The organism is Nostoc sp. NZL, from assembly GCF_015714705.1.
GTDB classification, from domain to species: Bacteria; Cyanobacteriota; Cyanobacteriia; order Cyanobacteriales; family Nostocaceae; genus Nostoc; species Nostoc foliaceum_A.
Genome location: NZ_WBKL01000158.1, coordinates 11,911 through 36,055 on the forward strand (window position 1 = coordinate 11,911; position 24,145 = coordinate 36,055).

The following is a 24,145-nucleotide window of genomic DNA, read 5'->3' on the forward strand; positions in this document are numbered from 1 at the left end:
TTTGTCACTTGTAACTATTAACCAATGACTAATGACTAATAACTAATAACTAATGACTAAATGATCGTTCCATCGGGAATTACAGCATTTTTCAGCACTACGACAATACCACTGCGGATATAGAAACCTTGACCTTCCCGTTCAGCTTCTTGCACATTATCTTTGTTGATAATTTTGACATCATGACCGATGCGGGCATTTTTATCGATGATGGCACCGCGAATGTGCGTATCTGTACCGATACCTACGGGAATGTCATTGTCTACTAAGCTACATTGGCGTTCCACAGAAGCTTGGTAAAAATCTGCACCCATGAGCAAAGATTCTTCGATGACGCAGCCAGATTCAATCCGCGATCGCACTCCCAAAACTGAATGTTGAATGCGGCAATTTTTCAAAATGCAACCTTCGCCAATAATTGATTCTGTGATCTGGCAATCTAAAAGTTTAGTCGGAGGTAAGTAACGAGCACGGGTATAAATTGGTGCGTGTTCATCGTAAAAACTAAAGGGTGGCTGGGGCTGCTGAGTCAGCGCTAAGTTTGCATGATAAAATGCCTCGATTGTCCCAATATCTTCCCAGTAGTCATCAAATAAGTAGGCTTGAACGTTGTAATCTTTCGATGCATCAGGAATAATTTCTTTGCCGAAATCAGTCCTTTCTACAGCCTCTCTTAACAATTTGAACAGAACATCTTTTTTAAAGACGTAAATTCCCATTGAGGCGATGTAGGGCTGTTGTAGGGCTTGTTCTTTTGTTAATCCCAGTACACTTGTATCAACGCGCATTTGGGTTAAAGCTTCACCTTTGGGTTTTTCGCTAAAGTCAATGATCCTACCGGAGTCATCGATTTTCATCAAACCAAAATCTGAGGCGCGGCGCTCGTCTATGGGGATAACTGAGAGAGTAATATCAGCCCCCGTTTCTCTATGGCGCTGGATAAACTGGCGATAATCCATGCGGTAGAGGTGATCACCAGAGAGTATGAGATATTCGTCTACATCCCATTCTTCCATTAACCATAGGTACTGACGTACAGCATCCGCAGTTCCTTGGAACCAATTAGGATTTTCTGGTGTTTGCTGTGCTGCTAGCACTTCCACAAACCCCTCATTGAAGCCAGTAAAGTTGTAGGTACGGGCGATGTGACGATTCAGAGAAGCTGAGTTGAATTGTGTCAGAACGTAGATTTTGAATATTTCGGAATTTATGCAGTTACTGACAGGGATATCGATTAAGCGGTACTTCCCCGCCACTGGTACTGCTGGTTTAGCGCGTAGTTTAGTTAACGGGTAAAGCCGAGTACCCGCGCCACCGCCAAGGATGATTGATAATACTTTTTTCACAAAATTTCTCCCAGCTGCCTTTCAACTCTCATCTTCAGTTTAGGACTGTATGTGGCAGCTGGTAAGGGGGGATCAAATATTCTAAAGAGAGAATTTTAGAAAATACTACTAGTGATGGATAATGCTGCTAAAAAACAATTTATTAGAACATTTGTATTATTTGGTGTGAAAGTTGGGGAGCGATCGCTATAGCTGTTATCTCAACAGAAATCTCTCAAACTAACTCTACAAGCAGCAACCTTGAGTAAATGACACCAATTATATCAAACACCCAAAATGCCCATACCTATTCTCTTATTAACCAAACGTAATTGCTGCGATCGCTTCAAATACTTCACCCAAGGTTGCTCTGACAACTGGGAAATGGCATTTGGTGAGAGTGTTGCCGTGAAAATATCTTTACCACTGGTTACATCATTGACACCTAAACTTTTTAAAACAGCAGTTGCGGCAGAATCTAGAATTGGTTCAGTATGGATGAAAACCTCCAAACTAGTTTCTTTTGAATCTTGAATATCATTGAGTGCTGTAGCAAGAGCAGCATCTAGCTTCTGATAATTCATAAGTAATTCCTTGATAAAGAGGGTAGACAATTTTTGCCTACCCTAAACTATCAAATTTACAGGTTTTTATTGCCTACCCTTGTACAGAAATAATATTCACCTTTCTCGGTCTAATTACAGATTTAAGGCGTTAATCACTCCATAACCCCATTTGTCATCAAATGTGCCTGCGGGTTTTCCAGGAATAGCACTATTTTTACGTAGCAAGTCTTTCACAGCAACCGGATCAAGTTTCGGTTCTCGCTGCAACAGCAGTGCCACTAACCCACTAACAAAGGGTGTGGCCATACTTGTACCAGCCATTACCACAAACTTAGAATTAATCATCGATGAGCGGTCAAAACTAGCATCGGCGGAAAGCGTGGAAACAATCATTGCTCCTGGTGCTGCTACATCAGGCTTGTGCCCATCAGTGCGTAGAGGCCCTTCACTACTGAATTCCGAAATAGTATGCAATTCTAAGCCCATTTCTCGCACTTGGTTATCAATATCTGTGTACTTGGTTCTAGTAGTATAGGCGGCAACTGTAATTGCACTGCTGGCGGCTCCTGGTGAACCAATTTTTACCGCATCCTTCACACTTTTACCTGTGAAAAACACTGAGGAACTGTCATCTAGTGTCCACACATCTAAACGTGTGTCAGTTGAAGAAGTGTTGCGGACTCGTAGCTGCCAAACACCTCCCATTACTTGTGAGGAACCGAGACCACGGATTTGCACAAAGAAATTATGGTCGCTATTGGCTTGGTCTGGCCCTGGTGTCGCTAATTGCACCCGTGCATCTGGTAACTGGTAATCTTGTGCGGGATTGTCGTCAGTAATTATTTTTTGGAAAGGGGTGACAAAACCGTTAGGACTCCGCACAGATACTTCCAATTCGCTGTCTTTGGAATACCAAGCGTTTAACCAAACTATGCCTACTTGATTCAAAGGAACATTAAAGCGCATACCACGAGTGCGTCCGCTGGGTATCGTCGCTTGACCATGAATGTTATCGTTCCCTTCGTTACCAGCAGCACAGCAAACAATTCTTCCAGGGCCAGTTTCGGCGTCGATAACTTTGGATAAAGAATCGCTACCATCATGGGCATCAGCATGTCCACCCAAGCTGAGATTCACCACTGCTGGTCGTCCCAACTCTTTAGCAATTCGGAAAATGTAACGCACACCATCAGCAATGTGGGCATCCTGTAAATCTGATCTGATAACAACTAATTCCGCTTCTGGTGCTACACCGCCATAGCTAGCATCGTCACCGGCCGCAATTCCCGCAACGTGAGTACCATGACCACTAGTATCCTGAGAAACTGTTAGTTGCGCTCCCGTAAATTCAGCCCCATAGCCGCCCTCCGCCACTCCTGGCCCTGGTAGTGTTTGATCCCAAATGCGTAAAATTCGTCCAGCAAAGGCGGGATGTTTGGGATCAATGCCACTGTCTATAATGCCGATAATTACTCCTTTACCAGTCAATCCGTTTTGGTTCTTGAACTCCGGTAGTTTGACTGTTCCCATTGCAGTGTCCATCCTCAAATGAAGTTTGCGTGATGGCTTAATTCGCTGAATCACATCTTCTTCAGATAAGACATCTAAACTATCTAACGGTAAGAAAGCCGTCCGCACACTCCCAGAGTTCTGATTGACTTCAATATTATATTGTGAGAGATAACTCAAGTCTGCATCAGGATCGCAGTAGATAAAAACGACGCTCTTAGTTGGCTTTACCGGGCTTTTGTGGGCAATGATACCAAGCGATCGCTTGTGTGTAACTAAAGCTTTATCTCCTTCATGTTGATAGTCTTGAAATGCCAAAAGTAGTCCGGGAGAAAGTTTTTCGTGTCTCATTTTTACCTCAAATTAAATTTATTGGCTGAAAGCAAAGTAGTGATTATAAGTGGATAAGCCGCTCTGGGATTAACTCAGACTATGTATTTTTTCGCTTTGATTATTTGATGCGACTATAGTTATCTATCTTTTAAATAGATAACATCAAATAAGCTTAGGGGGCGGTAATTTATTCCTAAGACAATTGCTAATTCATAACTCATATTCTTGAATTATGTCTCCCTCATAGTGATTTTCTGTGGCTCATGAGACATCTTTGAGCAGCCGCATCTCAGAATTAAGCAAGACTGGTGTCATTGGGTAATTTTATAAAGCTATTAAACTAATCCAGTATCTGCCTAAATCATTACGGAAAAAGATCAGAAAATAAAATTAAGAATAATTAAGTAATAAATAAAAAAGATAAATTTAATCAATATTAAATACTCAAATAATTTGTAGCTAAAATAGTCAAGACCGATAACATTTGCGTATAAAGTAGCAGAAGACAGACTAAATCGCTAATGACTACTGGCAAATGACAGATTCTCTATCATAAGTAAGAGCCATAAAGAAGCTAATATTTGCAACGATCGCTTCTGAAGGCACAAAAAGTTATTCATGCAAATTCAAACACCAGACTGGGTAAAGCACGCTGTTTTCTACCAAATCTTTCCAGACCGCTTTGCCAGAAGTAAAAAGCCACGCAAACGGTTGTTGCACGAAGCGCGTTGGGAAGATTGGGACGCTATGCCAACACTCCAGGGTTATAAAGGCGGCGATTTATGGGGCATCATCGAGGGTTTAGACTACATCGAGGATTTGGGGATTAACGCGATTTATTTCACACCGATTTTTCAATCTGCCAGTAATCACCGCTATCATACCCACGATTATTACCAAGTTGACCCGATGTTAGGGGGCAACGAGGCCTTTAAGGAATTGCTAGATGCAGCCCATCAACGGAATATCAAAGTTGTTCTGGATGGGGTGTTTAACCATTCCAGCCGTGGTTTTTTCTTTTTCCACGACGTTTTAGAGAATGGCCCCCATTCGCCTTGGGTAAATTGGTTCAAAATAGAAGGCTGGCCGCTTTCACCATACAATGGGGAATTTCCTGCCAACTATGTAGGTTGGGGGGGAAATCGCGCCTTGCCAGAATTTAACCACGACAATCCAGAAGTACGAGAATACATTATGGAAATTGCCGAATATTGGCTCAAATTCGGCATTGACGGTTGGCGATTAGATGTACCATTTGAAATAAAAACTCCTGGCTTTTGGCAGGAATTCCGCGATCGCACTAAAGCCATCAATCCCGAAGCTTACATTGTGGGCGAAGTGTGGGGAGATTCCCGCGAGTGGCTGGATGGAACGCAATTTGACGGGGTGATGAATTATCTATTTGCTGGGCCAACAATTGCCTTTGCGGCTGGCGATCGCGTAGTCTTAGAACAAGTCCAAAGCCGTGACTATCAACCCTACCCACCCTTATTTGCTGCCGAGTACGCCACCAAAATTCAAGAAGTACTGCAACTTTACCCTTGGGAAATTCAGCTAACTCAACTCAATTTGCTAGCAAGTCACGATACCGCCAGATTGATGACCATTGCAGGCGGCGATATAGCCAGTGTAGAGTTGTCAACTCTACTGCTACTCACCTTTCCCGGTGCCCCCAGCATTTACTATGGTGATGAAGTTGGCTTATCTGGTGCTATAGATCCAGACTCACGTCGTGGCTTTCCCTTAGAAGCGAACTGGGATCAAGAAATTTTCAATACTCACCGTCAATTAATTGCCCTGCGCCAAACTTACCCAGCCTTACGCACAGGTGATTACAAAGTCCTCCATGCTCAAGGACAACTTTACATCTTTGCGCGAACCTTGGGGACAGAAGAATTGATAATTGCCGTCAACGCTGGCACAAGTTCGGCAACAGCGAATGCAGATGTCGACAGTTTGCGTACTCAACCCAACAAGTTGTTATATGGCACTGCTGAAGTTGAGTGGAATGGTGAAGGAGAAACTCACCAGTTGTCATTAACTCTTCCCTCACGCAGTGGCTGCATCCTGGGAGTGGGAAGATGAGGGAGATTCGGGGGACGAGGATAATAACCAATGCCCAATGCCCAAAGCCCCATCCCCCATGCATTACCTTCCTGCCACCATTGCAGGCATCAACACCGCATCAATAATATGGATCACGCCATTGTCTGTCAAAATATCTGTTTTGATGACATTGGCGTTATTCACCTTAATTTTGCCGTCGACAGACTCAATCGCTACAATTGACCCCTCAAGCGTCTCTGCCTCATTAATCTGTACCAAATCATCAGACCGAACATCCCCACTAGCGACATGATACGCTACAATTTTTTGGAGCTTGGGGATGTCTTGTAGTAGAGAATCTAAAGTTCCCTCTGGCAGATTGGCAAAGGCTTCGTCAGTTGGTGCAAATAGGGTGAAAGAACCAGGATTCTTTAGAGTTTCTATGAGATTTGCAGCTTTAGCAGCCTTCACCAGGGTATTGAAGTTTCCCGCATTAATAGCAGTTTCTACAAGGTCAGCCATAAGGGTGTGTGACTTTAGTCAGGTAATATTATAAGTAACTTATATTGACTAAAACACTCTCAACCTCTATCAAGAGAGAGGTTGCTAGCGATTAAATACACAGCGGTAGATTTATCAGTACTGCTACACTGGGGAATGACCCCAAGAACCACTGATTATGCTAAAGCGTTCTAAGTTCGAGACAACTCAGTCTCAGATTATGCACCGTGCTGAGGATCTGATTAGTGCAGCCTCAAATCGTTACCGCATTACGGTTCAGGTGGCAAATCGTGCTAAACGTCGCCGTTATGAAGACTTTGAAAGTAACGAAGATGCGATGATGAAGCCAGTCCTAAGGGCGATTATCGAAATGTCCGATGAATTGACTCAGCCAGAAATTATTGGCGAACTATAAGAAAAGGCTTTAGAGAAGGTAGGATGAGCAAAAATTTATCGTTCATTCAACCCCTACTCAAACCCTGGCAGACACTCACTGCCTTAATGGTAGTGGGTGTAATTATTTTGGGTTCAGAGGCGGGCAAATCAATACATACAAGTTTATTTAGTATCCAACCTGCATACGCTCAAAGAATCACTCCTAGCGACGTTTGGCAGCTTGTATATCAGCAGTTGCCAGATTTACCACGGGAAAATAAGTATATCAGCAAAGAAAATGGGAAAGTTGCCGAAAACAACACCCTAGTAAATCGCCTGATTAGATATCACATTTATACCAAAGGGCGGGCCCCAATTTATCGCTTCGATTGGAAGCTGACTTTAGCTGATTACCTGGGTGCGAATGAAATTATGTATGATACTCCCTATCCAGGGAATGATACACTACGGGAAAATCCGATAGAAGGCGATCGCAAAGCCATCACCCGTCTCACCCGCAGCCAGCGAGATGCCCTAGTGCAAGTCTTAGTCAATATATTTAACCCTACTACCCAAAATACCCAATCTCCTAACTCCAATAGCGCACCCAGCCCTAATACATCAACTACCCCACAGCCACCCCAACGAGGAGGGGCTGAACTACTCAAATGACCAAACCCACAGTCCAAAATCTTCCTTTGCGTTCCTCTGCGTTAAACCTCTGCGTCCCTCTGCGTTTAAAAAACTAAACTATGGAACGCGTTGTAAAAACCGGATTTGGCTGGCGTATTGGCTGGAACCCCGATGCACCTGAATTTAAAGGTTTAGTAGGTACAGATGATTGGGCAATTGAGTTAACCGAAGCCGAGTTGAATGATTTTTGCCGTCTACTGGCACAGCTAGCAGATACCATGAAGCAACTCGCAACTGAATTAATGGAGGAGGAAAAAATTGCTTGTGAAGCCGAAAGCGATTTATTATGGATGGAGGTAGAAGGCTATCCTAATGATTACAGTCTCCGCTTAATCTTGAATACAGGGAGATGTGTAGAGGGTAAATGGGATGCTTCTGCTGTTCCAGATTTGCTGCAAGCGACTGGGATGCTTAAGGTTTTTTAAATTTACCTCTTGATTATCCTAAAGTTTTGCTATATGATAGTAATTCTGACCGGGGCGTAGCGCAGCTTGGTAGCGCGCCACTTTGGGGTAGTGGAGGTCGTGGGTTCGAATCCCGCCGCTCCGATTGATGATAAGCCATGCCTGCTAGTCTTTTTAAAAGATTGGCAGGTTTTTCAATGATGTATGCAAGACGATACCAAATCCTGAGCACAAAATTATTCCAAAACTTCACTACAAATAATAATTGGAATTGGCACTCAGTTCATTAGCAACTGCATCAGTCAATTTTCGGCGAGAAACTTCTTTATTCACTCGTTCTTACTTAAATTGACTCCAAAACAATTTTTTAAGAGAGGTCAGAGTGTATTGGATACAAACAAGAAACGCTATAGGTAAGCTTGTAGCGGGAAGGGAGTAATAATAAAATTGCGTTCAGTCGGTGAATACCCTAAAAAATTTGGTATGTTACTCATGCTCAGACGCTTACGCAGCCGTAAAATTTCCTCAGTGGCTATGCTTGCGCTTGTTATATGCTTTACTCTGGTAAGTGTGCGTTCATTTGGGCAAACAATTATGACATCAGCACCCCAACTGCTCACCGACCCATTTTTGCAACTGCCAACTGCAACCTCAGTGCGAGTAGTTTGGTTTACTGAGTTTGCTGGTGTTAATCACACAGTAACCTACGGTGAAAATCTTAAACAAACTGCTAAGGCAAATACTACCAAACTTACTCGCACTCGTGAAGACCAGGAGTCAAGAGTTGCAAACCAAACCAAAGACGGACAAGTTTATCAAAAACCAGTTCAGCGTAACATTTGGCGACATGAGGCTGAAGTGACTGGGTTAACTCCTGGCTTGCGGATAAACTATCGTGTCACGAGTGTGCGAGAAGACAACGAAACTGTTAGCAGTGATGTTTTTACCCTCGCAGCTACTCCCAAACCAGATACACCACTAAGAATTTTACTTACCTCTGACCATCAATTAAAGCCGATGACGGCGGCAAATCTGCAAAAGGTGGTAGAAACAATTGGACGAGTCGATGGGGTATGGTTTGCTGGTGATTTGGTAAATGTTAGCGATCGCGCCTCAGAATGGTTTGATGATAATAGTGGTGGTGCGTTGTTTCCTGGTTTACAAGGTCGTGCTCAATATGACATGATGCACCACGGTGTTAAGACAACCTACACTGGTGGACAAATAATTCAACACGCACCCATGTTTACTTGCATTGGTAATCATGAGGTGATGGGGCGATTTGCCAGGATGGGAAGTTTAAATGATGAATTTGATGATACAATTCCCCGTGTTGTTGCTCAAAAAATCTACCGGGACAAGTCTTTAATAGATAATTCTTTTAATACTAATACCTACGAAGAGATTTTCTCTTTACCAAAAAGTAAAGAGGGTGGAAAAAGGTATTATGCAGTCAGTTTTGGTGATGTACGTTTGGTAGTACTGTACGCTACGAATATGTGGCGGACTCCTAACTTAAGTGGAAAGGGTAGGGGTAGATATCGAGAAGCCGAAAAGGATTTAAATAATCCTGAAAATTGGGGTTATGGACAGTTGATTTATGAGCCAATTGCTAAAGGCAGCAAGCAGTATAATTGGCTAGAGGCAGAACTCAACAGCCCTGAGTTTAAACAAGCAAAATACAAAGTTGTGATGTTCCATCATCCACCCCACACTCTGGGCGATAATATAGTTCCTGCTTATACAGAACCAGTTCAAGTAATTGAACGGGATGATAATAATATCAAAGCAGTGCGTTATGAGTACCCGAAAGACGCAGATTATATTATGCGCGATGTTGTCCCTTTACTAGAAGCATCTGATGTGCAATTGGTATTCTATGGGCATTCTCATTTGTGGAACCGCTTTGTTAGTTCCAGTGGAATGCACTTTCTGGAAACATCTAATGTGGGCAATACTTACGGTGCTGCTTGGGGTGACAGAAAGCGAGAAGTGCCAATTGGATATAAAGAGGATTATGTTAAGCTTGGTGATCCTAATGGGTTAGAACCGATAGTGCCAACAATTGCCCCTTTGCTGGGCGATGATGGGAAGCCGATGCCTTATATTGCGAGTAATGATATTACCGTTTTTAGTATCTTTGATACGGGGACGGGTACGATAAGTAGTTATCGTTTTGATACCCGCAAGCCTGATTCAGAAGTATTGAAGTTTGATGAATTTAAGTTGAATTCATAACCAAGTCAGATAAGTACCGAAAGGGTCTCAGAGAGCATAGGCTAGGAATAGCCAGGAGACTTTTGGGAAATGAGAAACTTTCCAATTATTTAGTTTGGTTTTTTGGTTTTAATCTGTCTGTAGATAGATGCAATGTTGTGGGCATCATCAATGCCACGATGGTGTGTGCCTTTTAATTCTATCCCCAACTCATCAAGAGCCTGTGCCATGCCAAATTTTTTAGACACGCCAAGATATTCTGAAAATTCTTCTTTGATATTTATGTGTTTTGAAGTAAAAGGATAAGGGAAATTATGAAACGCGCAATCTTGAATAAATTGCTTTTTGTCGTAATTGCCCCAAGAACAAAAAATATAATTGGGAAATAAATCAATCCATTCTTTGAAGCGAGAAATTACCTCTAGAAATTTTGGTGCTTTGTCAACATCTTGTTGCCGAATACTAGTTAATTCGGTGCAAAAGCCTGTCAGTTGCGGATGTCTCACAGGTTGAATGAATTGCTGAAATTCTGAATCAATTTCCCACGTTGTTCGATTTAGCATCACCGCACCAATTTCGATGATTTCCATTTCATGACGGGGAATAGTCTTATTGTCACAGCACGTAGCCTCCAGATCGACTATCAAATAATAATGGGCTATTTTAGTTTCCATATTAAATATTAATGATAAATTCTATCTACATTTAGAGAGATATGAATTTAGATTGATGAAAAAGGTTTAACCCAACGGAGTTGAATCGCAATATCAAGAGCGATCGCAGCAAACGTAAACCATAACAAACTTTCTCCCGCCAACACCAAAAAGGGCCAAATTGTGCTACTGGAATTCAACCCAAGTTCTATCTGAGTTAATCCCCGCACTAAGCCAAAGGCCAGCACACCACCAGCTTTGAGTTGGGGATTTTTATCTGAGCGGATGATATAGCGGTAGGTGACACCAAATAGTAAACCAGTAAAAGTTGCAACTGCACCACTCACCCACAAGTGCCAGTCAACCTCACTTTGCAGACATGCGAGTGTCTGAAAATACTTTGTTAGTACTAAAGTATTCAACAGACTAGCGATCGCAAAACTGAAACACACAGACAAACCCCCAATTACTCCAGCTTTCAGGGATTCTATTCGTTCTGCCATTAATTGAGGATCTAAAGTTGGGTTCACTCTATATAGAAATTAGGGATTAGATATTGGGGAAATTTGTCCTTACTCTTAAGTATGATAAATGTTAGAGCAGTTGTGTAATTAATTAAATACTACTCTCATGTGGGAATTTTGATAATAAACTCAGTTCCCATACCTGATTGAGAATTGACTTCTAATACACCTTCGTGTTTCTCTACAACTATTTGATATGCAATAGACAAGCCAAGTCCAGTACCTTTCCCAACATTTTTTGTGGTAAATAACGGCTCAAACAAGCGTTTTTTAAGCCGTTCAGGAATACCAATCCCATTGTCAGCAATCCGAATTACAACCAATTGTTCAGAATCTATTTCTGTTGCAATTTGAATCTGAGGAATTATATTACTCATTTTGCCTTGGATTATAGCTTCATCAAGGGCATCAATCGCATTTGCTATAATGTTCATAAATACTTGATTCATCTGTCCTAAATAGCAGTTTACCTCTGGTAATACTCCATAATTTTTAATAACTTTAATTCCGGGACGATCGCCATTAGCCTTGAGGCGGTGTTGCAAAATCATTAGTGTACTATCTAGTCCTTGATGCAAATCAGCAGGTATTTTTGTATCACTATCCGAGCGAGAGAAGTTGCGGAGTGAATTAGAAAGGTCTTGAATTCGTTCACTTCCTAGCTGGAGTGAGTTCAAAATTTTTCCCATATCTTCGAGAACGAAGTTCAAATCCAATTCGTCAATAGCAGCAGTAATTTTGGCTGTTGGGTTTGGATACTCTTGTTTATACAGTAGGAGCAATTTGGATACTCCTGCAATGTATTCTTCCAAGGGTGGAATATTACTGGAAATAAAGTTGATGGGGTTGTTGATTTCATGGCCAATACCAGCGATTAACTCTCCGAGTGTTGATAGTTTCTCTTGCTGCACCATTTGGACTTGCGCTTGTTGCAAAGCCTTGGTGCGATCGCTAACTTGTTGTTCCAAAGATTCAGTCAATTGTTTGAGTTGTAAATGCACGCGCACTCTAGCAATGACTTCCTCTTGTGCAAACGGCTTAGGGATATAGTCTACTGCACCTAGGGAAAATCCCTTCGTTTTGCTTTCCGTATCCGCTAAAGCAGTGGTGAAAATAATCGGAATGTTTTGGGTAACAGGATTGGCTTTGAGGCGGCGACAAGTTTCAAATCCGTCAATACCGGGCATTTGTACATCCAGCAAAATTAACTCTGGTTGATTGCGTTCGGCTTGAGCGATCGCAGTTTCTCCATCGACTGCAACACGAAAACAAAAACCCTCACTATTAAGTGCTGCACACAGGACAGATAAATTTGTTGGATTATCATCCACAATCAAAATAAATCCGTTATTTTGAGTTTTGCTCATGATGAATTTAAAATTTAAATTTAACTCAAATTAATTGATGTATTGTTGAATAAAATTTTCCAAACGTTTGAGTTGGAAATTACTAGCAAGCTGGACGATTTGCTGGACAAAAACAGTTAACTGTTCATCAGATGTAGAAAGTTCCTCACCCAGTTCCAAAATTTTTTGAATATCGCCGTCTTTTGTCAGATCGAGTAACTGTTGTAAAATCTCTTTGGCAGGATAAATTATCTCATCTGGTTGCTCCAAACCACCTATATAAGTTTTTTTTATTGCGTCTATCTTACCGTCGAAAATCCATTCCAATTGCAAAAATTGCCGTAGCATTTCCAGCAGTGTTTCAGCTTCTACAGGCTTTGGTAGAAATGCATCTGCACCTACATCAATACTCTTGTGTTGATCGATTGCAAATACGCTGGCTGACGAAGCGATGACAGCAATCTCTTTAAATGGCCCAGACTGACGCAAACGTTCGATCAACTCAAATCCATTCAATATAGGCATCACTAGGTCAGTGATAATCATGTCTGGTTTGTAGAGTAGAGCCTGTTCCCATGCTTCCTGACCATGACTAGCTTCTACAACAGTAAACCCAACTGGCTCTAGTAAATTTACAATTACTGATCGGTTTTCCCATTTGTCATCTGCAATCAAAATGGTGCGCCTTTGTCCTTGATAAGCAATAATTGTTCCCTGTTCAACCACTCTGGAAACTTTTGCCCAGTCTTTAGATTCTGGCAATTTTGCCTCAAACCAAAAAGTGCTACCTTTGCCAAATTCACTTTGCACCTGAATTTGACCACCCATCAACAAAACAATTTTTTGGCTGATTGCTAATCCCAAACCTGTACCTTCAGATTGTCGTTTCTGATTGCCCACTTGCTCAAAGGGTTGGAAGATTTTCTCGGCTTGTTCAGAGATTATACCTGTGCCAGTATCTATTACCTGAAAGCGAATTTTGTAGTTAGTTTTTCCATTGGTATTTGATTCTTGACCAATGACCTGAACTTTAAAGGTAACACTGCCTTGATTAGTAAATTTAATCGCATTACTAAGCAAGTTAATCAGTACTTGCCGCAAGCGTTTTTCATCAGCATGAATGCCCGTTGGTAAATCAGGATCAAGTTCAACGTGAAATGCGATGACCTTTTGTTCTGCCCGGATGCGGCAAATTTCAGTTACGCTATCAATAAAGGCAGGCAAGTAGAAATCAACAGGATACAATACTAGTTTCCGGGCTTCTATCTTGGAGAGATCCAGAACATCATTAATTAGCGTTAAAAGATGAGAACCACATTGATAAATGATGCTGACTCCTTTGCGTCCTTTATCGCTCAAAGATTCTGTGCGTTGGAGAATTTGTGTATAACCCAAAATACCGTTCAGAGGTGTGCGTAATTCATGACTCATATTGGCGAGAAATTCACTCTTGGCTTGGCTGGAGTTTTGAGTGATTTCCTGTGCAAGGCGTAGTTCTTTTTCAATGCGCTTACGCTCTACAATTTCAGTTGTAAGTGCTTGATTGATAACTTCTAACTGGGCAGGGCTAGGTAGTGTTAGAGCTTGAGGCATGAGATAAAATAACGCAAATGCCGTGTATATTGAAATAATGGCAGTTAAAGCTTTTAAACCACCTGCAACCCAATAGTCTGGATGCCAAAGCGTCCAAATATCCATCAAGTGTCCAGTACCGCAGGCAATGATAAAAGCACCAAATAACAAAAATACTCCATTGAAAGGAACGTCTTTGCGCTTGGAAATAAAGTAAATCAGTAGGAACGGAATAGAATAATAAGCAAAAGCGATCGTGGCATCAGAAATAATGTGGAGCCAAACTAATCCAGTTTGCCAGAGATAACAATGTCCGTGGGGAATAAAACCATCAGAGTGGAAAGGATAGTTGAGAAATGTCAGCATGATACTAGGGGTTTCTGGATTGGAAAGATATACCCGTAACCCTAGTATTCCCAAACTATTAACTGGGAAAGCGCGATCGCTAATTTTTTATATTGGTTTTCATGATTGCGTCAAGTACTAGCGTACCAAGAAAATATTGTGTCTTCTTTGCGTAGGCGTAGCCCGTCGTAGACATCGCACGCCAAAGTTACAATGTCATTTATAAAAAAATCTCAGCCTGCCCAATCCCTGTATGATAAATATTAGAAACCTTTTGTAATTATTTGAAAAGCGGGACTATGGAGATTTTGACACTAGGTTGGGTATCACTGTTAGTTGTGTTCACTTGGTCAATTGCAATGGTAGTTTGGGGACGTAACGGACTGTAGAGGCATCGTGGAAAGTCCATTTTTGAGTATTTTAGCTTTAGTTGCCGTAGTGCTGCTCGTAGTAGTCACTGGTGGTATTGGTTATTTAACCCTGGCAGATTGGCGCGATCGCCGTCGCCGAGATGAAGAAAAACGCACCAGCCGCAGCGCCACTCCCAAGCGGCGATAATTTTCTCGTGGTTGAAAAATCTTCTTGTAGGGACGCGATATTATCGTGTCCCTACACTGTTTTTTGGCATTCTAAGGAAATAATTGTTACCTTTGCGATCGCTAGGGGAATCATGAGATAGAAGACTTTCAATATTTAAAGTCCCACTGGGAATGGAAAACTCCTCTACTACTCAACCCATACCACCCAATTCAGAACAGCAAGAATCTCATTCAGATGTGACATCCTCCTTGCGTCAGAATGAGCAACAAAAAGCCTTGTCTGGAGTTATCGCCCGCATTCGCGAGTCTCTAGATATAGACGTGATCTTCAAAATTACAGTCACTGAAGTCCGCCAACTTCTGAAAACTGATCGGGTTGGCGTGTTTCGTTTTTATCCTGATTTGGCATGGGAAGGGGAATTTATCTATGAAGATGTGGCAACAGAGTGGGATTCGGCACTAGCAGCTAAACTGCGCGACCACTGCTTTAGTGAGGAATTTGCAGGACTATATCAGCAAGGTCGGATTAGAGCAATAACTGATATTTATCAAGTTAATACCAGTGATTGCTACGTCCAGATTCTAGAAAGATTTCAGGTACGTGCCAATATAACTGCCCCCTTGATGAAAGGTAAAGATTTATGGGGATTGCTGTGTATTCATCAGTGTAGTAGTCCTCGGCAATGGGAAGCATCAGAAATTGAGTTTGTGCAATTAATCGCCGAACATCTAGGAGTTGCTTTACAGCAAGCAGATTACCTGGAACAAGTAAAACTACAATCAGCAGAACTAGCACAAGCAAAAGCCAGAGAAAAAGCAGCCCAATGGCAAAGAACTATAGCCATAACCATTGAGAAAATTCGCCAATTCCTAGACTTGGAAAGCATTTTCCGCACAAGCACCGCAGAACTTAGACAGCTGCTAAATGCTGACCGCGTGGCTATCTATCGCTTCAATCCAGATTGGAGTGGTGAATTTGTGTTTGAATCAGTGGCAGAGGGTTGGATTTCTCTCATAGATGAACAATTCCAGCGCCCGGAATTGAGTGAAAACGTCAGTGAATGTAGTGCCAAAGATTTGGCTAAACCTCCCGTTGCTGATACCTACTTACAAGATACTGAAGGTAGTAGCTTTAGCAGCTGTGAAGTGTACCGTGTTTGTAATGATATTTACAATTCAGGCTTTAGCGACTGCTACATTAAAATCTTAGAAATTTATCAAGCAAGAGCTTATGTGATCATTGCCATTTATCACGGTCAGAAACTCTGGGGCTTGCTAGCAGTGTACCAAAATGCTGGAACCCGTGATTGGCAAAAAGATGAGGTTTACTTGCTTACCCAAGTAGGTACACAACTAGGCGTGGCTTTGCAGCAAGCGGAATTTATCCAACAAATGCAAATCCAAGCAGCAGAGATCAGTAAGGCTGCTGAAAGGCAAAGAGCGTTGGCGAACACCGTAGAAAAAATTCGTCAGTCTCTGGAAATTGAAGCCATCTTTAAAACCACAACTCAAGAAGTCCGTCGGCTATTAGAAGTGGAACGAGTCGCAATTTACCGCTTCTATCCTGATTGGAGTGGCGAATTTGTCGCTGATTCTATTGTTGATGGCTGGACACCAATCGTTAAGCCGCAGCCTGTGACAGAAGGCGTTCTTGTGCAAGGAAAGCAAGCGGGTAAGTATGCACGCAATGAAGTTTTTGTCCCAATTTCTCAGGGCGAGAAGTTGTGGGGATTGTTAGTAGCTTATCAAAACTCCCAGCCCCGTTATTGGCAAGATGAGGAAATCAACTTGCTAGCACAAGTTGGCGTTCAATTGGGGGTAGCATTGCAGCAAGCTGAAACTTTGAAACAGATGCAAGTGCAAGCCCAAAAACTGGCTAAAGCCGCCGAACGAGAACGGAAAGCGGCCGAAAGAGAGAAGGCCTTAGCCGCAACAGTAGAGAAAATTCGTCAGTCTCTTGATATTGACACCATCTTTGCCACCAGTACAGAAGAAGTGCGGCGGTTATTGGAAGTTGAGAGAGTGACAATCTATCGATTCCGGGCTGATTGGAGTGGCGAATTTGTTGCTGAGTCTTTAGCCCAAGGTTGGACACCTATAAGGGAAATTGTACCTGCGATGTCTACGACGGGCTACGCCTACGCAGATGATTACTTGCAAGAAACCCAAGGCAGAAACTTTGCCAATGGTAAAAGTATTGTCATTAAAGATATTTACAGCGCTAATTATTCTATCTGTCATATTGCCTTGCTCGAGTTAATGGAGGCTAGGGCATATATAATTGTGCCGATTTTTCAGGGTGAGACACTTTGGGGATTATTAGCAGCTTATCAAAATATAAAACCCCGTGATTGGCAAGAAGATGAGGTAGATTTGTTGATGCAGATTGGTACTCAGTTAGGGGTAGGACTTCAGCAAGCGGAATTACTTGAACAAACTCAACGTCAAACAGAAGAAATCACCAAGACTCTTAAAGAATTACAGAACACTCAGAGCCAGTTAATTCAAAGTGAAAAAATGGCAGGCTTAGGGCAGTTGGTTGCTGGTGTAGCACATGAAATTAATAACCCGATTAGTTTCATTTACGGCAACATCACCTATGTTACGGAACATGCCGAAAATTTATTTAAATTACTGCGCCTTTATCAGAAACAGTATCCTAAGGTAACAGGAGAAATTCAAAAACAAGTAGCAGCATTGGATTTAGATTTCATTAGTGATGACTTGCCCAAAATCCTTACTTCAATGAAAATGGGGGCAGATCGGATCTCTCAATTAGTTTTGTCGTTGCGAAGTTTTTCTCGACTTGATGAAACAGGAATGAAGCCCGTTGATCTCCATGAAGGCATCGACAGTACTTTGTTGATTTTACAACATCGACTGCAACCACAGACTGATTCTTTTGCGATTGAGGTAGTTAAACAATATGGTGAATTGCCTCCAGTAGTCTGCTATGCAGCCCAGATGAATCAGGTGTTTATGAATATTCTCAACAATGCGATCGACGCACTGGAAAACTCAGAGAAAGCTGGAAAAATAATTGACAACCCTAAAATTTTTATTCGTACAAAAGTCATCGAAGGGAATACTATTCTGATTTGCATTGCTGACAATGGTTGTGGGATTCCAGAGATCATGCGATCGCGCATTTTTGAACCTTTCTTTACCACCAAACAACCTGGACAAGGTACTGGCTTGGGGTTATCTATCAGCTACCAAATTATTGTGGAAAAACACGGTGGTAATATCAAGTGTATTTCTGAAGCGGGTAATGGCTGTGAGTTCTGGATAGAAATCCCAATGAAACGGACAGTTAGCTAAGAAAAAGCAATGCCTTCTCTACGAGAGGCTTGTCTACGACACGCTGCGCGAACGCCAACGGCGGGCTTCTCTACGAGACGCTACGCGAACGCCTACGCTATTTTTAACGAACCACAGAGACGCAGAGAACACAGAGTACGATGCTTACGCCGGGCTTTGCCTACGCATTTCAATAAAAAGCTAGCGATCGCTTTTTTATCCCACGCAATAGGCACACTCGATTAGGAAACGATTCTTGATCAGTTCAATACCATGTAAGCGTCGGGACGTTCTCAGTAAACTAAAATAGCTATTCACGCTAAAATATAATATAACTACCAGTGCTCAAACTGATTAATATCTACTCCTGTTTTTAAATTATCTACTTGCAAGGTATTTATGAACAATAATCAACCGCTCACAGCACAATCATCAACTACACCACGCACTGAACTATTAGTAGAAATTCAACAAACTCCAGAAGAATATCTACCAGAATTACTACAAATTGTCCGTCTATTTCGTCAAAGCGTGACGATGAAACAGACATCATTAAATAACTGGGAAAATGCTCTTAATGAAATTAATCAGAGTGATGCTGTCAAACAAGAAGAAAGGAAAACAATCATCAAAAAAATATTTGAGTCATGGAATGAGTTAGATGAACAAGAAGAACAACAACAAACTTTAGAAATTATTGAATCTATGAAAGGTATTTCTATTTAAAATAGGATGAGTAAGGTTATTATCTTAGATTCTGCACCTGTGGGATTAATTACTAATCCAAAAGCAACGCCTCTAGCTGTGCAATGTCAAGAATGGTTTTATACGCTATTTGAGAGAGGATATGAAGTAATTTTACCAGAAATTATAGATTATGAAATTAGACGGGAATTAATAAGGGCAAATAAATTATCAGGAATTAGAAAACTTAATCAACTAAAGTCAGAAATTATCTATCTTCCTATTACAACAGAAGTAATGTTGAAAGCAGCAGAGTTATGGGCCCAAGTAAGAAATCAAGGAAAATCTACAGCAGATAATAAAGCTTTAGATGGTGATGTAATTTTGGCATCTCAATCTATTTTAGTTGCTAATTATGGGCATGAGGTTATTATTGCCACAAGCAATAAAAAACATCTATCTATTTTTATTGATGCTAGAGAATGGCAAGAAATTTAGAAAATGAACCGAGCGATTGCACGCTGAAGATTTTACAAGCGATGCCTTCTCTACGAGACGCTACGCGAATGCCTACGCACTGTGGAGTTTTGGCGATCACCTTTTTTAAACGAGCCACAAACTACGCAAATAATGGCTTTTCCGCTATTTTAGTAGTAATTGATCTACCAATATTATGGAAATATTCATTTGTTACACCTATAGCTACAGGATGTTTAGCTATAACAAACACAGTCTGACTATTTCTACAAATTAAGAAACCTTCTGAAGTTGGTGAGAACTCAACATCAGTTATTTTTTCAGTTATTGTTCTCCAAGAATATTCATATCCTATACCATAGAAAACAACAGCTTTAGGTTGATGTTATTTTATTCTTTGACTAATATGATTTATTCGCTTTTCAAGACAATAATTTTCATAAGTATCTCTATTAGATAAAAAAGTAAGCTTAGAATATTCACCATATATCCAATGTTTAAGAGATGGTGAAGGTAAAGGTAATAATTCTAACAAACAAGTCTCTTTATCTTTTCTACCTAGTTCCTCTATTTGATATTTACGGATATCTTCTAGGTCAATATTATCTTTTCCTTTAGCACTCAATATAATACGAATTAATGTCCTCCAGACTGGCACATCCAATTTTGCACCTGGTTTAAAACTCGCCCCATATCCGATAGCTTCATGATATTCTGCAATATCTTCTATTTCCTTCTGTTCTCTCTCTGACCATTTTTCTATTCTTTTATTAATTTCGTTAAAATCTCCTCCTGCTTCTTCTATACCAATAAACCAATAATTTCCTTTATAATTACCATATCCATAAAATGTATCGACTCTTTTTTTTATAAGCTTATCATTAAAAAAAACTTGACTTAACATAACTCTATTATTTTACTTGAAAAATTAAAATTTGTTAGTCAAAAGTAATTGAGTATACATGGAATGTCAAGTAAAATAACCAAACTGAAAATTTTCCTAAATTATCAACTTTATAATAAATAGACTTTCTATTCTTTGTACCTTTGCATGAGGCAACTTTCCCACAAAAAAACTTGCCTCAGAAGCATCACACTCCCAAAGCAAGCAAACTCTCTACATTCTTTCTTTACTTCACGCCCTTCTCTACGAGACGCTGCGCGAACGCGGTTCGTTTCTCTTAAAGTTGCTTCACTTCCGAAACCAACTTCGCCACCATATCCTTCGCACTACCAAAAAGCATCGTAGTTTTATCCTTGTAGAACAACTCATTATCTACACCGGCAAAACCCGTACTCATCCCGCGCTTAATTACAATCGTCTGCTTCGCCCGATCTACTTCCAAAATTGGCATACCATAAATCGGGCTATTTGTATCACTCCGCGCCGCTGGATTGACCACATCATTTGCCCCAATTACTAAAGCCACATCAGCTTGATCAAACTGGGGATTAATATCATCCATGTCGTACAACTGCGTATAAGGCACATTTGCCTCTGCCAGCAACACATTCATGTGCCCCGGCATTCTCCCAGCAACGGGGTGAATGGCATACTTGACATCAACGCCCATTTTTTCTAACTGATCTGACAATTCCCGGACGCTATGTTGCGCTTGGGCAACTGCCATACCATAACCGGGCACGATTACCACAGAACGCGCATAACCCAACATCATCGCCCCTTCTTCAGGATCGATACTGCGGACGCTTTGATCGGTTGCGCCACCACTTGCAGCACCACCACCAGAACTAGAACCTGTACCAAAAGCGCTGAACAGCACACTAAATAAGGAGCGGTTCATCGCCTTACACATAATCTCGGTGAGGATTAAGCCAGATGCTCCCACCAAAGCACCAGCGATGATTAACATGTTGTTCATCACCACGAACCCAGCCGCCGCCGCCGCCACACCTGACAACGAGTTCAACAGCGAGATTACCACTGGCATATCGCCGCCACCAATGGGGATGACGAACATCACGCCCAACACTAAAGAAACACCAACCACTCCCAAGAATATAGGTAAGCTATCTGGTGTGATGATTAAGTAGGCACTACCTACTATATAAGCACCCAGAAGCAAGAGGTTAAATGGTTGCTGAAACGGAAATGTAATCGGAGAACCGCTAATTAAACCTTGCAATTTGGCAAAGGCGAGAAAACTACCTGTGAAGGTAACACCACCGATTAACACGTCCAACAGCATGGAAATATTGACATCTAGCGGTATCGCCTGAGAACTATCCAATAACCGCCAAAATTCGGCAACAGCTACTAATGCGGAAGCCGCACCGCCCAAACCGTTGAGTAAACCCACCATTTGGGGCATTTCGGTCATTTGGACTTTGTAGGCAACGATCGCACCAATTCCCGATCCAATCGCCAAGCCCAACAATATCATCTCGTAATTCAACACATGCTGATCCAGCATTGTTGCTGCGATCGCTAGCAGCATCCCCACAGCCGCTACAATATTCCCGTTCCTCGCTGTAGCAGGTGATCCCAGCTTTTTTAAGCCCAGAATGAATAACGATGCAGCGACTAAATACGTCAGCTGAATGCCAGTTGGTAAAAAGTCGCTCACGCCTTAATCTCCTTCTTCTTGAACATTTGCAACATTCTGTCTGTCACTAAAAAACCACCCACAACGTTGATTGTCGCCAGTATTACAGCAATCAAACCGAGAATTACTGAGACACTTGTGTCTTTTGCACCAGCAGCAACTATTGCTCCAAGTACCGCAATCCCAGAAATCGCGTTTGAGCCTGACATTAAGGGCGTGTGTAGAGTCGGTGGTATTTTGTTGATGACTTCAAAGCCGATAAAAGATGCCAAAACAAATACAAACAAAGCAGCAAGTAATGCCTCTGTCATGAAATCAAAACTCCTTATGGTAATTTGGCTACTAACCTGCTCCAACACCGCTCAAAGCTTGTAACGCATCCCGCACTCGTTGATTGCGAATTTCACCAGCGTGGGTAACGCAAGCCGCGTCAACGATGTCGTCGCTAAAGTCCACCTGCAAAGCTTTGTCTTTAATTAGCAATTGCATCAACGATGTGACGTTCTTGGCATACAATTGGCTGGCGTGAATTGGCATCGATGATGGGAGGTTGATGGGGCCGATAATTGTTACGCCGTTCCACACAATATCTTTGCCGGGTTCGGTACAGGCGCAGTTACCACCCTGTTCAGCAGCCAAATCTACAATTACTGAACCTGGTTTCATTTGTGCCACCATTTCTTCTGTAACTAGGCGTGGTGCTTGTCTCCCAGGAACTTGGGCGGTGGTAATCACTACATCAGAATTTTTAATGTGTTCGGCGACAACTTCTTGGGTACGTTGTTTGCTAGCCTCAGAAATTTCCTTGGCGTAACCGCCAGCAGCGACGGTTTCTTCGTCTAATTTGACTTCAACGAATTTTGCCCCTAAGCTTTGCACTTCTTCTTTGACGGCGGGACGGATATCAAAGGCTTCTACCACTGCTCCCAAGCGTCTAGCGGTAGCGATCGCTTGCAATCCGGCTACACCAGCGCCCATAATAAATACTTTCGCTGGAGCGATCGTTCCTGCAGCTGTTGTCAGCATCGGGAAATATTTAGGTAATGCAGCTGCGGCAATCAATACTGCTTTGTAACCTGCTAATGAAGCTTGCGAGGACAAAGCATCCATACTTTGCGCCCTGGTAGTACGGGGAATCATCTCCATACTCAAGGCTGTGACTTTCCGATTTGCTAGTTGCTGTGCTACAACAGGATTTCCCAAAGGATTGAGGAAACTGACTAATACAGCCCCTTCCTTTAAAAAATCAATTTCTGAGCGTCCATCTTCTCGTTCTTGTGGTGGGCTAACTTTCAGTAAAATATCTGTTTCGCCCCATAATTTGGCAGTATCGCTAATTATTGTTGCTCCTGCTGCTTCATAGTCAGGATCACTGAAAAAAGATCGCTCTCCTGCACCTGCTTCTACCCACACTTCCAAGCCTTGTTTTACCAATCGGGCAACGGTGTCAGGAATTAATGCCACACGACGTTCACAAACTTCAATTTCTTTAGCAACTGCTATTCTCATGAAATCTCCTGAAGATAAATACCTAATCTCTGCCAAGTAAGCGATTGTCTAGATGAGCGATATCCCGCACTCATAATACTTAGGCGGCAAAATCAGCCATGACTTTTACTTGTAGATTGAACCTTGAAACTTTCCTCTCCCACTCTTAGCTATCCAGGCAAAGCCTGACTTTGCCGCTCGCAGATGTCATATTTTCAGATAGTTGCAAACAGGGTTACGTATTGCACATCCTAAATTGATTCCCAAATTTTGCATCTTTATCTTCAGCTTGTTTTCGGGATTGAGAAATTTTGGTATTCCTTTCTTATAGAGTAATATTGACCAAATTTTGAAAGCTTTATAATTTCCCAATCAAATTTTAATGATTACTGACTTTAGATTCCAACTTATTTTAATCAATTTAGCCCAAGTTAACAGGCGATCGCTGATGCCACGCCTCAATTTTTATAACAAAATTCTCAAATTTAGATACACTTATACATATTTAGAAACACAATCCAATCCCAACTGTGTTTCTATTTAGTTCCAAATTTGACCAATCTAGTCATCAAATCAGCACCCTGTAAGGGTCATGAAGTAAATTGATTGCGTGTTGAATTTATACTAAGTAATTTTGCTGTCGCCCAAACATCAGGGAAGATGGCACTTTTTGTTGTTACT

General features: G+C 41.7%; 24 protein-coding genes and 1 tRNA gene. 13 read left to right on the top strand and 12 right to left on the bottom strand.

Features of this window, described 5'->3' with window-relative positions; genetic code table 11:
* Window positions 1–56: 56 nt before the first annotated feature.
* The 3 genes from F8R90_RS22485 to F8R90_RS22495 form a co-directional block, all read right to left on the bottom strand.
* Window positions 57–1,346, bottom strand: a complete 1,290-nt coding sequence (locus F8R90_RS22485) for a glucose-1-phosphate adenylyltransferase (protein WP_196512528.1) — start codon at window positions 1,344–1,346, stop codon at window positions 57–59.
* Between the two features lie 263 nt (window positions 1,347–1,609).
* Window positions 1,610–1,909 carry a hypothetical protein gene (locus F8R90_RS22490; protein WP_196512529.1) on the bottom strand — a complete coding sequence of 100 codons (300 nt, stop codon included), beginning with the start codon at window positions 1,907–1,909 and terminating at the stop codon, window positions 1,610–1,612.
* A 114-nt stretch (window positions 1,910–2,023) separates the two neighbouring features.
* Complete coding sequence (locus F8R90_RS22495) at window positions 2,024–3,751, bottom strand: S8 family peptidase (RefSeq protein WP_196512530.1); 1,728 nt, start codon at window positions 3,749–3,751, stop codon at window positions 2,024–2,026.
* Window positions 3,752–4,351: 600 nt separating this feature from the next.
* On the opposite strand from F8R90_RS22495, the gene F8R90_RS22500 reads away from it, so the two are divergent.
* On the top strand, window positions 4,352–5,818 hold the full coding sequence (locus F8R90_RS22500) for a glycoside hydrolase family 13 protein (protein ID WP_196512531.1): 1,467 nt from the start codon (window positions 4,352–4,354) through the stop codon (window positions 5,816–5,818).
* Window positions 5,819–5,881: 63 nt separating this feature from the next.
* On the opposite strand, the gene F8R90_RS22505 is transcribed toward F8R90_RS22500, so the two are convergent.
* On the bottom strand, window positions 5,882–6,301 hold the full coding sequence (locus F8R90_RS22505) for a fasciclin domain-containing protein (protein ID WP_196512532.1): 420 nt from the start codon (window positions 6,299–6,301) through the stop codon (window positions 5,882–5,884).
* A 157-nt stretch (window positions 6,302–6,458) separates the two neighbouring features.
* On the opposite strand from F8R90_RS22505, the gene F8R90_RS22510 reads away from it, so the two are divergent.
* The 5 genes from F8R90_RS22510 (at window position 6,459) to F8R90_RS22530 (ending at window position 9,990) form a co-directional block, all read left to right on the top strand.
* The gene (locus F8R90_RS22510; protein WP_094351515.1) at window positions 6,459–6,695 is read left to right on the top strand and encodes a DNA-directed RNA polymerase subunit omega; all 237 of its coding nucleotides are present in this window, start codon (window positions 6,459–6,461) and stop codon (window positions 6,693–6,695) included.
* Between the two features lie 23 nt (window positions 6,696–6,718).
* Window positions 6,719–7,327 carry a hypothetical protein gene (locus F8R90_RS22515; protein WP_196512533.1) on the top strand — a complete coding sequence of 203 codons (609 nt, stop codon included), beginning with the start codon at window positions 6,719–6,721 and terminating at the stop codon, window positions 7,325–7,327.
* A gap of 80 nt (window positions 7,328–7,407) precedes the next feature.
* The gene (locus F8R90_RS22520; protein ID WP_196512534.1) at window positions 7,408–7,773 is read left to right on the top strand and encodes a DUF1818 family protein; all 366 of its coding nucleotides are present in this window, start codon (window positions 7,408–7,410) and stop codon (window positions 7,771–7,773) included.
* A 50-nt stretch (window positions 7,774–7,823) separates the two neighbouring features.
* Window positions 7,824–7,897, top strand: a tRNA-Pro gene (locus tag F8R90_RS22525).
* 449 nt (window positions 7,898–8,346) lie between these two features.
* Window positions 8,347–9,990 carry a purple acid phosphatase family protein gene (locus F8R90_RS22530; RefSeq protein WP_196512535.1) on the top strand — a complete coding sequence of 548 codons (1,644 nt, stop codon included), beginning with the start codon at window positions 8,347–8,349 and terminating at the stop codon, window positions 9,988–9,990.
* A gap of 89 nt (window positions 9,991–10,079) precedes the next feature.
* On the opposite strand, the gene F8R90_RS22535 is transcribed toward F8R90_RS22530, so the two are convergent.
* The 4 genes from F8R90_RS22535 to F8R90_RS22550 all read right to left on the bottom strand — a co-directional run bounded on the left by F8R90_RS22535 (window position 10,080) and on the right by F8R90_RS22550 (window position 14,430).
* Window positions 10,080–10,643 (bottom strand): 3'-5' exonuclease, encoded by a 564-nt coding sequence (locus F8R90_RS22535; protein WP_196512536.1) that lies wholly within the window; start codon window positions 10,641–10,643, stop codon window positions 10,080–10,082.
* A 47-nt stretch (window positions 10,644–10,690) separates the two neighbouring features.
* Window positions 10,691–11,125, bottom strand: a complete 435-nt coding sequence (locus tag F8R90_RS22540; protein WP_196512577.1) for a hypothetical protein — start codon at window positions 11,123–11,125, stop codon at window positions 10,691–10,693.
* 125 nt (window positions 11,126–11,250) lie between these two features.
* Window positions 11,251–12,513 (bottom strand): hybrid sensor histidine kinase/response regulator, encoded by a 1,263-nt coding sequence (locus tag F8R90_RS22545; protein ID WP_196512537.1) that lies wholly within the window; start codon window positions 12,511–12,513, stop codon window positions 11,251–11,253.
* Between the two features lie 30 nt (window positions 12,514–12,543).
* Window positions 12,544–14,430: an ATP-binding protein gene (locus tag F8R90_RS22550; RefSeq protein ID WP_196512538.1), complete on the bottom strand. Its 1,887-nt coding sequence runs from the start codon at window positions 14,428–14,430 to the stop codon at window positions 12,544–12,546.
* 278 nt (window positions 14,431–14,708) lie between these two features.
* Between F8R90_RS22550 and petN the strand changes: the two genes are divergently transcribed.
* From petN to F8R90_RS22585, 7 genes are all read left to right on the top strand, one after another.
* Window positions 14,709–14,798: a cytochrome b6-f complex subunit PetN gene (petN, locus tag F8R90_RS22555; RefSeq protein ID WP_012408302.1), complete on the top strand. Its 90-nt coding sequence runs from the start codon at window positions 14,709–14,711 to the stop codon at window positions 14,796–14,798.
* A 7-nt stretch (window positions 14,799–14,805) separates the two neighbouring features.
* Entirely contained in the window at window positions 14,806–14,967 is a 162-nt protein-coding gene (locus tag F8R90_RS22560) for a hypothetical protein (RefSeq protein ID WP_190889737.1), read from the top strand.
* Window positions 14,968–15,119: 152 nt separating this feature from the next.
* Window positions 15,120–18,269, top strand: a complete 3,150-nt coding sequence (locus tag F8R90_RS22565) for a GAF domain-containing protein (protein WP_196512539.1) — start codon at window positions 15,120–15,122, stop codon at window positions 18,267–18,269.
* Between the two features lie 9 nt (window positions 18,270–18,278).
* Entirely contained in the window at window positions 18,279–18,494 is a 216-nt protein-coding gene (locus F8R90_RS22570; protein ID WP_196512540.1) for a hypothetical protein, read from the top strand.
* Window positions 18,495–18,647: 153 nt separating this feature from the next.
* The gene (locus tag F8R90_RS22575) at window positions 18,648–18,974 is read left to right on the top strand and encodes a hypothetical protein (RefSeq protein WP_196512541.1); all 327 of its coding nucleotides are present in this window, start codon (window positions 18,648–18,650) and stop codon (window positions 18,972–18,974) included.
* 6 nt (window positions 18,975–18,980) lie between these two features.
* Entirely contained in the window at window positions 18,981–19,430 is a 450-nt protein-coding gene (locus F8R90_RS22580; protein WP_196512542.1) for a type II toxin-antitoxin system VapC family toxin, read from the top strand.
* The gene (locus F8R90_RS22585; protein ID WP_196512579.1) at window positions 19,415–19,669 is read left to right on the top strand and encodes a hypothetical protein; all 255 of its coding nucleotides are present in this window, start codon (window positions 19,415–19,417) and stop codon (window positions 19,667–19,669) included. The genes F8R90_RS22580 and F8R90_RS22585 overlap by 16 nt, the downstream gene beginning before the upstream one ends.
* A gap of 125 nt (window positions 19,670–19,794) precedes the next feature.
* Here the strand turns inward: F8R90_RS22585 and F8R90_RS22590 are convergent, their stop codons facing one another.
* The 4 genes from F8R90_RS22590 to F8R90_RS22605 form a co-directional block, all read right to left on the bottom strand.
* A complete protein-coding gene (locus tag F8R90_RS22590) occupies window positions 19,795–20,313 on the bottom strand; it encodes a hypothetical protein (RefSeq protein ID WP_230966631.1) in 519 nt (172 codons plus the stop codon).
* A gap of 277 nt (window positions 20,314–20,590) precedes the next feature.
* Window positions 20,591–21,997: an NAD(P)(+) transhydrogenase (Re/Si-specific) subunit beta gene (locus tag F8R90_RS22595; RefSeq protein WP_196512543.1), complete on the bottom strand. Its 1,407-nt coding sequence runs from the start codon at window positions 21,995–21,997 to the stop codon at window positions 20,591–20,593.
* Window positions 21,994–22,287 carry an NAD(P) transhydrogenase subunit alpha gene (locus tag F8R90_RS22600; protein ID WP_069071329.1) on the bottom strand — a complete coding sequence of 98 codons (294 nt, stop codon included), beginning with the start codon at window positions 22,285–22,287 and terminating at the stop codon, window positions 21,994–21,996. Before F8R90_RS22600 ends, F8R90_RS22595 begins: the two co-directional genes overlap by 4 nt.
* A 31-nt stretch (window positions 22,288–22,318) precedes the next feature.
* Window positions 22,319–23,485: a Re/Si-specific NAD(P)(+) transhydrogenase subunit alpha gene (locus tag F8R90_RS22605; RefSeq protein ID WP_196512544.1), complete on the bottom strand. Its 1,167-nt coding sequence runs from the start codon at window positions 23,483–23,485 to the stop codon at window positions 22,319–22,321.
* Between the last annotated feature and the right edge of the window lie 660 nt (window positions 23,486–24,145).